Source organism: Leisingera sp. ANG-M6 (genome assembly GCF_000813905.1).
Lineage (GTDB): Bacteria > Pseudomonadota > Alphaproteobacteria > Rhodobacterales > Rhodobacteraceae > Leisingera.
The window spans coordinates 95,137-103,397 of record NZ_JWLG01000021.1 but is presented as its reverse complement, the minus strand read 5'-3'; the positions used below and the strand labels follow the sequence as shown (position 1 = coordinate 103,397).

The following is an 8,261-nucleotide window of genomic DNA, read 5'->3' as shown; positions in this document are numbered from 1 at the left end:
GGGCCTGGCCGCCTGCGACACCGGCGCCCCGGCGTCCAGCCCGCCGCAAAAGCAAGAACCAGCGGCAACCGGTGTGAAAGTCTCCGGGTATGGCCGGGTTGGGGTGTCCACCAGCTTCTAGCACACACGGGCAATACCCGGTCCGGGTTCCTGTCCCGTCCGGTTGATGCCTGCTGCTGTGTGTTCCGTATCTGATATGCTGATCTTCAGCAGTTAAGGTTGGCGGCGCCGCCAAGGGGCGGAGGCGGGACGGGAGGGTTGCTCCCGCACGCGAAACGTCGTCTGTGCGTGCCCTTGCCAAAGGGCCCTGTTCCAAAGTGCCGGGGGTGTCAGGCCCGGCGGTGACCGCGATCAATTGGAACTATGCCGCACGCCGCTTAAGATCCCGTGAGACCAGCGTACGCAGGGTGCGCAACACCCTGGGCATTGCGTTTGCTGCCGCTGTTTCGCTGTGAGTATTTAGGGAAAGATGAAGGCGCAGGCCCGGTGTTTTCATCTTTCCCGAAATTCTCAAACTCCGCCGCCCGGAACGAAACGCCGGCGGGGCATGGCGCGGCGCACGGCCCAACGGGCGCGGGCGCATCTTTGATGCGTTTGCGGCGGGCGGGAGTGCCGCTTTGTGTCCTCCAGGGCGGGCGGGGCGGAATCATTTGATCCATCAGCCCCTTTTGCCCTAAACGCGGGGGCATGGACCATTTTCTCTACCGCGACGGCGCGCTTTTCGCCGAAGACGTTCCCATCTCCGAGATCGCCGCGGCGGTGGGCACCCCGTTCTATGTCTACTCCACCGCCACCCTGTTGCGCCATTTCCGCCTGTTCGACGAGGCGCTGGAGGGCACCGACCACCTGGTCTGCTTTGCGATGAAAGCCGCCTCCAACCAGGCGATCCTCAAGACGCTGGCGCAGGCTGGCGCGGGTATGGACGTGGTCAGCCAGGGCGAATACCTGAGGGCCAAGGCGGCGGGCGTGCCGGGCGACAGGATCGTGTTTTCCGGCGTCGGCAAGACGGCAGAGGAAATCCGCGTGGCTTTGACCGGCGGTATCCGCCAGTTCAACGTGGAATCCGAGCCGGAGATGGAAGTGATCAGCGCCGTGGCTGAGGAATTGGGCGCCAAAGCCCCCATCACCATCCGGGTTAATCCGGATGTGGATGCCAAGACCCACGCCAAGATCGCCACCGGCAAATCCGAGAACAAGTTCGGCATCCCGATTGCCCGCGCCCGCGAGGTCTATGCCCGCGCCGCCGCGCTGCCAGGGCTGGAGGTGGTGGGGATCGACGTCCACATCGGCTCGCAGCTGACCGACCTGGAGCCGTTCCGGCTGGCCTATCAGAAGGTGGCGGAGCTGACCGAAACGCTGCGCGCCGAGGGCCACAACATCCGCCGCCTCGATCTGGGCGGCGGGCTTGGCATCCCGTATGAGCGCTCCAACTCGGCGCCGCCGCTGCCGGTGGAATACGGCCAGATGGTCAAGGAGACCCTGGGCCACCTTGGCTGCGAGATCGAGATCGAGCCGGGCCGCCTGATCGCGGGCAACGCGGGCCAGCTGGTCAGCAAGGTGATTTACGTAAAGTCGGGCGAGGGGCGCGATTTCCTCATTCTGGACGCGGCGATGAACGACCTGATCCGCCCGGCGATGTATGAGGCGTATCACGATATCATCCCGGTTGAGGAAGCCGCCGCGGGCGTGGAAAGCCAGCCCTATGACATCGTCGGCCCGGTCTGCGAGACCGGCGATACCTTTGCCAAGCAGCGCGACCTGCCGCCGCTGGCTGCGGGCGATCTGGTCTCCTTCCGCAGTGCGGGCGCCTATGGCGCGGTGATGGCGAGCGAGTACAACTCCCGCCCCTTGATCCCCGAAGTGCTTGTGCACGGGGATCAATTCGCGGTTATTCGCCGCCGCCCGGACTATGAAGAGATGATAAACCGCGATACCATCCCGGAGTGGCTCTGAAGCGATCCGGGCGCGAACCGGCGCGGGCCACCGGAGGAAATGGCCCGTATGCCCTTTGACCGCCATAGAAACCGGCAGGCCGATCCGGCCCTGAAACCCCTGCGCTGGCCGCTGGCCTTGACGCGGGCCGGTCTCGTGGCAGAGCGTGCTTTGCGCAGTTTCTGGCCGCTGGCCTCATTGATGATGGCAGCGCTGGCGGCGCTGATGCTCGGGCTGCACCAGATGCTGCCGGAGCGGCTGGTCTGGACCGGTGCGATGGCGGTGCTGATCGCCGCCGCGGCGGCGCTGGGCTGGGGGCTCTGGCGCTTCCGCTGGCCCAGCAAGGCCGCGGCGCTGGACCGTCTGGATCAGACCCTGCCGGGCCGCCCCGTCTCAGCCTTGCTGGATACCCAGGCCATCGGTGCAGACGACGCTGCTTCCGCCGCGCTATGGCAGGCACACCAGCGCCGGATGGCCGCGGCGGCGGCAAGGGCCAAGGCGCCGGCACCCGATCTGAATATTGCCTCCTCCGACGCTTACGGCCTGCGCTATATGGCGGGGCTGATGCTGGCAGTGGCGGTTCTGTTCGGCTCGATCTGGCAGGTCGCCACGGTCAAGGACCTGGGTGCAGGCGGCAGCGCGGCCCTGAATGGCCCGGCTTGGGAGGGCTGGGCAGAGCCGCCCGCCTATACCCGCCTGCCGGTGCTCTATCTGAATGACCTGGACGCAGGGGTGCTGAAGCTGCCTGAGGGCAGCCGCGTCACCCTGCGCTTTTATGGCGAACTGGGTGCGCTGGAACTGGCGGAGACTGTGTCCGGCCAGGGCGGCAGCGAAGCGGAACCGCCGCAGGCTGCGATGGAATTCGATGTCACCCGCAGCGGCAGCTTTGCCATCGAGGGCGATGGCGGGCGCAGCTGGCAGGTGGAGGTGATCCCCGACAACCCGCCCATGGTGGCGGTTGCAGGCGAGCCGGAACTGGAAAACGACGGCTACACCACCCTGGCTTTTGCAGCGCAGGATGACTACGGCGTGGCCGCCGGGCAGGTGCGCATCGCATTGGATCTGGTGGCGGTGGAACGTCAGCATGGGCTGGCGGCCGATCCCGATCCGCGTGAGGCGCTGGTGCTGGACCTGCCGCTGCCCCTCAGCGGGTCGCGCCAGGACTTCACCGAGAAGCTGATCGAGGACTTTGCCCAGCACCCCTGGGCCAACCTGCCGGTGGTCTTTACCTTCTCTGCCACCGACGAGGCTGGGCAGTCTTCGGCCGCTGCGGGTTACGGCGCCGAACTGCTGACCCGCCGCTTCTTCGATCCGCTGGCAGCGGCTGTGATCGAACAGCGCCGCGACCTGCTGTGGGCGCGCGCCAATGCGGTGCGGGTGGCGCAGGTGATCCGCACCCTGACGCACCGGCCAGAGGGTCTGTTCCGCGACTATGGCGATTACCTGCGGCTGCGCACCATCCTTCGGCGGCTGGAAAGCTATACCGTTGCCGGCACGATCCCCGAGCCGCGGCAGGAGGAGATTGCCGCCGCGTTGTGGGATCTGGCGGTGCAGCTGGAAGAGGGCGACGTGGGCGACGCGCTGGAGCGGATGCAGCGGGCGCAGGAGCGGCTGAGCCAGGCGATGCGCGACGGCGCCAGCGAGCAGGAGATTGCCCGGCTGATGCAGGAGCTGCGCGAGGCGACCCAGGACTATCTGCGCCAGCTGAGCCGGATGGCTGAAAACAATGGCGAGATGATGGACCCGGGCGATATGCCCGAAGACATGATGACGCTCAGCCAGGATGACTTGCAGGCAATGATGGACCGCATCCAGGAACTGATGGAGCAGGGCCGCATGGCCGAGGCCGAGCAGGCGCTGCGCGAGTTCCAGGAGATGATGGAAAACATGCGGATGACCCGTTCGCAGCAGGGGCAGGGTCAGGGCAATGAGGGCCGCGAGGCGATGGAGGGGCTGGCAGAGACCCTGCGCGAGCAGCAGGGGCTGTCGGATCAGGCCTTCCGCGACCTGCAGGAGCAGTTCAACCCCGGCGCCCGCAGCGGCGAGAGCCAGGGCAACGAGGGCCGCGATGGCGGCTTGGGCCGCGGCCAGAGCCACCAGGGCGGCCAGGGCGGCGACCAAGGCGACGGTCAGGGCGGCGAGGGCGCAGAGAGCCGCAACCCGGATGGCCAGGGCGGCCAGGGCGGCAGCAACCGCGAACAGCCGGGGCAGGGCGGCGCGCTGGCCGACCGCCAGCAGGCGCTGCGACAGCAGCTGCAGCAGCAGCGCGAAGGATTGCCCTATCTGGGCGGTGAGGCCGGTGAGGCCGCACGCGAAGCGCTGGACCGCGCGGGCCGCGCCATGGAGGGCGCCGAGGACGCGTTGCGCGGCGGCGACCACGCCGAGGCCATCGACCGCCAGTCCGACGCCATGGAGGCGCTGCGCGAAGGCATGCGCAGCCTGGGCGAGGCGCTGGCGCAGCAGCAGCAACCGGGGCAGCAGAACGGGCAGCAGCCCTCAGCCAATGCGCAAGGAGAGCGGCTGGACCCGCTGGGTCGCAACAACGGCAGCATCAATGACGGCGGCAAGGTGGGCGAGGGCACGGCCTACCGCCGCGCCTGGGACCTGCTGGAGGACATCCGCCGCCGGGCCGGCGAGCGCGAGCGCGACGAGCGGGAGCGCGGCTACCTGCAGCGGCTGCTGGACCGGTTCTAACCCCGGCAGCGCAGGGTGCTGCAGGCAAATCTGCGGCGCAATTACTTCAGAAATGACCCCGGATTACTGGGTGGCGGTGACAGACTTCACCTGGTTGTCCAGCCACAGCCGCGCCTGATCGACCCAATCCACATAGCTGCTGAGAACCGGATCTGCCTGCGGCAGCTTCTCGGCAATCAGCGGTGCCTTGTCATAGACCATCAGCAGGATCAGCGCCGCAATCACCGACAAGGCAAAGCCGCGGGCAAAGCTGCTCTTGCGCGGTACCGGCAGCGCCTCCGGGTCCGCCTGCGGCGCAGGGGCCGCGCTGCCGGCAGAGCGCAGGGTGGAGTTGATTTCCTCGATGTCCGGCAGGAGTTCCTTGCGCGAGCCGCTTTCGGCAGCGGCGATCTGGCGCGGGTCCTCGCCGCGCATGCGGGCCATCCGGTCGCGGGCCTGGCGGCTGCGGCGGGCGGCTTCGTCCTCGGCGGGCGCTGCTTCCTCCAGCCCCAGATCGGGCTGGGTTTCCAGGCTCTGGCTTTCCGCGGCGCGCAGTTCCGCTTCCCGCGCGGCTTCCTCGCGCAGGATATCGGACATTTCCGGATCCAGCGAACGTCCCCGCTGCGGCGGCTGCGGTGCCTGTTCAGGCTCAGGCTCTTCGTCCGAAATGTCTTCATCCGCGCCGGGCTGCCCGGCCGCGTCGTCTTCGGTGCTGTCCTGGGGCGGCTCTGCGGCGGTTACCGCCTCTTCCGGGTCCGCTTCCTGTGCAGGTCTCTCCGATGTGCCGGTCTCAGGTTCAGGCTGCGGCTCAGGCTCCGGTTCGGCGTCCTGTTCCGCCTTTGCTGTCAGCTCCCGTTCGGACTTTTCCTTTGCCTCGGCTTCGGCTGCCCGGGCAAAGGCTTCCTCGATGCCGATATTTTCAAGTGCGGCATCTTCCGCCGCATCCGCGCCCGCTGCCGCCTGGAACCAGGTCTGGCCGCAGTTGGAGCACTGCACATCCCGGCCCTCAGGCGGGATCACATCTTCAGGCACTTCGTACTGGGCTGCGCAATTCGGGCAGGTCAGGCGCATCATGCTCTCCTCGGCACCTTCCCGCCGCCCTGACTGGCGGCAGGTTGTTTTTTTAAGGGATTATAGGCATCCGCCGCATCTTGCGAAAGCGGCAATTGCCGCAACCTGCCGGCCCCGGGTTTCCCGGCAACAGAGCCCCCATTGAAACTGCCGGCCCCTTGGGGCAAAACAGCCGGGCGCCAAAACGCGCGCGTTCAGGGGGCAGCAGTGATCGAGCTGGAAAATGTGGGCTACAACTATGGCGGCGGCGAGCTGCTGAACGCGGTGTCGGTGCAGCTGGCGCCGGGCTCGTTCCATTTCCTGACCGGCCCGTCCGGTGCGGGCAAGACCACGCTGTTGAAGCTCTGCTACGGCGCCTTGAACCCGACCGCGGGACGGGTGCGCGCCTTCAACATGGATGTGCACGGGCTGGACCGCGACCAGATGGCCTATCTGCGCCGCCGCGTGGGTGTTGTGCATCAGGACTGCCGGTTCCTGGACCACCTGCCGGTGATCGAGAATATCGCGCTGCCGCTGCTGGTCTCCGGGCGTGAGCTGAGCCACGAGGAAGCCAACCTGCAGGAACTGCTGAATTGGGTGGGCCTCAGCGAGCGCGCCCATGCGCTGCCGCCGGAGCTGTCGGGCGGCGAGCGGCAGCGGGCGGCGCTGGCCCGTTCCGTGATCCTGTCGCCGGATGTGATCATCGCAGATGAGCCGACCGGCAACGTCGACTGGGAAATGTCGCAACGGCTGCTGCAGCTGCTGGTGGAGCTGAACCGGATGGGCAAGACCATCCTGGTCGCCACCCATGACCTGTCGCTGATCCGCGCGGCCAAGAACCAGGTGCAGGCGCGGGTGCTGCGGATTTCCAACCGTCAATTGCAGCTGGCGGGGGCGGACCTATGAGCGAGGGCAGGCTGCGCAAACTGATCCTGGGTGATGCCCAGGCAGACCGGGTGGTGCCGCCAAGCGGCTTCACCGCCCAGCTGACATTGTTTGTCTCCGGCGCCATGGCGTTCCTGGCGGTCTTTGCGCTGGCGCTGTCGATGGCCTCTGGCCGCCTGGCGGACCAATGGGCCGAGGAACTGGCCCGCGCCGCCACTCTGCGCATCAATGCCCCGGCAGAGCAGCGCACGGCTCAGACCGAGGCGGCGCTGGAGATCCTGCGCCAGACCCCTGGTGTGGCCACCGCGCGGGCGCTGACGGGCGAGGAGCAGGCGGCGCTGCTGGCGCCCTGGTTCGGCGCCAGTGTGCCGGTGGGCGACCTGCCGCTGCCGCAGCTGATCGAGGTGACCGGCGACGATGCGGGCTATGATGCGCAGGGTCTGCGGCTGCGGCTGCAGGCAGAGGTGCCGGGCGCGGTGCTGGATGACCACACCCGCTGGCGGGCGCCTCTGGTGGATGCGGCGCACGCGCTGCGCCGCCTTGCCTGGGTGTCGATCCTGCTGATCGGCGGCGCCACCGCCGCGATGATCACCCTGGCCGCCAATGCGGCGCTGGCGGCAAACGCCCAGGTGATCGAGGTGCTGCGGCTGGTTGGCGCGCTCGACAGCTATATCGCCCAGGCCTTTATCCGCCGCTTCACCCTGCGGGCGCTGACCGGCGCTGCCGCCGGTGTCTTTCTTGGCATGATCGGTGTCTGGCTGATGCCCGAAGCCTCTGATGAGGGCGGTTTCCTGACCGGGCTCGGCTTTCAGGGCTGGGGCTGGCTGGTGCCCTTGCTGATTCCGCCGCTGGGCGCGCTGGTGGCCTTTGCCGCCACCACCCGGGCGGCCACCAAACGACTGGGGGAACTGTCGTGAAAAACCCGATCCAATGGCTGCGCTCGCTGCTGTTCATCACGCAGATGTATCTGGCGATGCTGGTGCTGGGCATCGTGTTCGCGCCCTGGGCGCTGGTGTCCCCGAAGGGTGCGCGCACGGCTTGCAAGGCCTATGCCCGCTGGGTGATCTGGACTGCGCGCTGGATGGTCGGCATCCGCACCGAAGTGCGCGGGCAGGTGCCTGATGGCGAGGTGATCGTCGCCGCCAAGCACCAGAGCTTCCTGGATATTATCATCATCTTCAACGCGGTGCCCTCGGCCCGGTTCATCATGAAGCGGGAGCTGATGTGGACGCCGGTGATCGGTGTCTATGCCAAGCGGCTGGGCTGCGTGCCGGTGAACCGCGGCAAGCGCGGCGCGGCGATTGCCAAGATGGTCAAGGACGTCGCCAAGGAGACCAAGGAGCCAGGCCAGCTGATCATCTATTCCCAAGGCACCCGCGTGGCACCGGGGGCCAAGAAACCCTACAAGATCGGCACTGTGGTTTTGTATGAAGGGCTGAAGCAGCCCTGCGTACCTGCGGCCACCAATGCCGGCGTGTTCTGGCCCCGCACAGGCATCTACCGCAAGCCCGGCCTGGCGGTGGTGGAGTTCCTGGAAGTGATGCAGCCCGGGATCACCCGCGAGGATTTCATGACGCAGCTGGAGGAGCGGGTCGAGGCGCGCTCCGATGCGCTGATGCGCGACGCCGGTTTCGACCCGGAACAGGCGCCGGCTCAGGCCTGATCCGGCGGGCGCCGCCCGGACGCCTTCAAAAATTTTCTGCAGATCAGCGACGGAAGTT

6 protein-coding genes are annotated in these 8,261 nt (G+C 67.5%); 5 read left to right on the top strand and 1 reads right to left on the bottom strand.

All coding sequences use genetic code 11. From position 1 onward, the window contains the following. Positions 1 to 687 precede the first annotated feature (687 nt). Positions 688 to 1,953: a diaminopimelate decarboxylase gene (gene lysA, locus RA24_RS18790; protein WP_039173873.1), complete on the top strand. Its 1,266-nt coding sequence runs from the start codon at positions 688 to 690 to the stop codon at positions 1,951 to 1,953. Between the two features lie 48 nt (positions 1,954 to 2,001). Then, entirely contained in the window at positions 2,002 to 4,626 is a 2,625-nt protein-coding gene (locus RA24_RS18785; RefSeq protein ID WP_039193477.1) for a DUF4175 domain-containing protein, read from the top strand. A 63-nt stretch (positions 4,627 to 4,689) separates the two neighbouring features. On the opposite strand, the gene RA24_RS18780 is transcribed toward RA24_RS18785, so the two are convergent. Next, a complete protein-coding gene (locus RA24_RS18780) occupies positions 4,690 to 5,676 on the bottom strand; it encodes a zinc-ribbon domain-containing protein (RefSeq protein ID WP_039193499.1) in 987 nt (328 codons plus the stop codon). 207 nt (positions 5,677 to 5,883) lie between these two features. Between RA24_RS18780 and RA24_RS18775 the strand changes: the two genes are divergently transcribed. The 3 genes from RA24_RS18775 to RA24_RS18765 are packed head-to-tail and all read left to right on the top strand — an operon-like array spanning position 5,884 to position 8,203. Beyond that, positions 5,884 to 6,561, top strand: a complete 678-nt coding sequence (locus RA24_RS18775) for a cell division ATP-binding protein FtsE (RefSeq protein ID WP_029204897.1) — start codon at positions 5,884 to 5,886, stop codon at positions 6,559 to 6,561. Beyond that, positions 6,558 to 7,457, top strand: coding sequence for a cell division protein FtsX (locus RA24_RS18770; RefSeq protein WP_039193475.1), 900 nt, complete (start codon positions 6,558 to 6,560; stop codon positions 7,455 to 7,457). The genes RA24_RS18775 and RA24_RS18770 overlap by 4 nt, the downstream gene beginning before the upstream one ends. Further along, positions 7,454 to 8,203 (top strand): lysophospholipid acyltransferase family protein, encoded by a 750-nt coding sequence (locus RA24_RS18765; protein ID WP_019297084.1) that lies wholly within the window; start codon positions 7,454 to 7,456, stop codon positions 8,201 to 8,203. Before RA24_RS18770 ends, RA24_RS18765 begins: the two co-directional genes overlap by 4 nt. Positions 8,204 to 8,261: the final 58 nt, after the last annotated feature.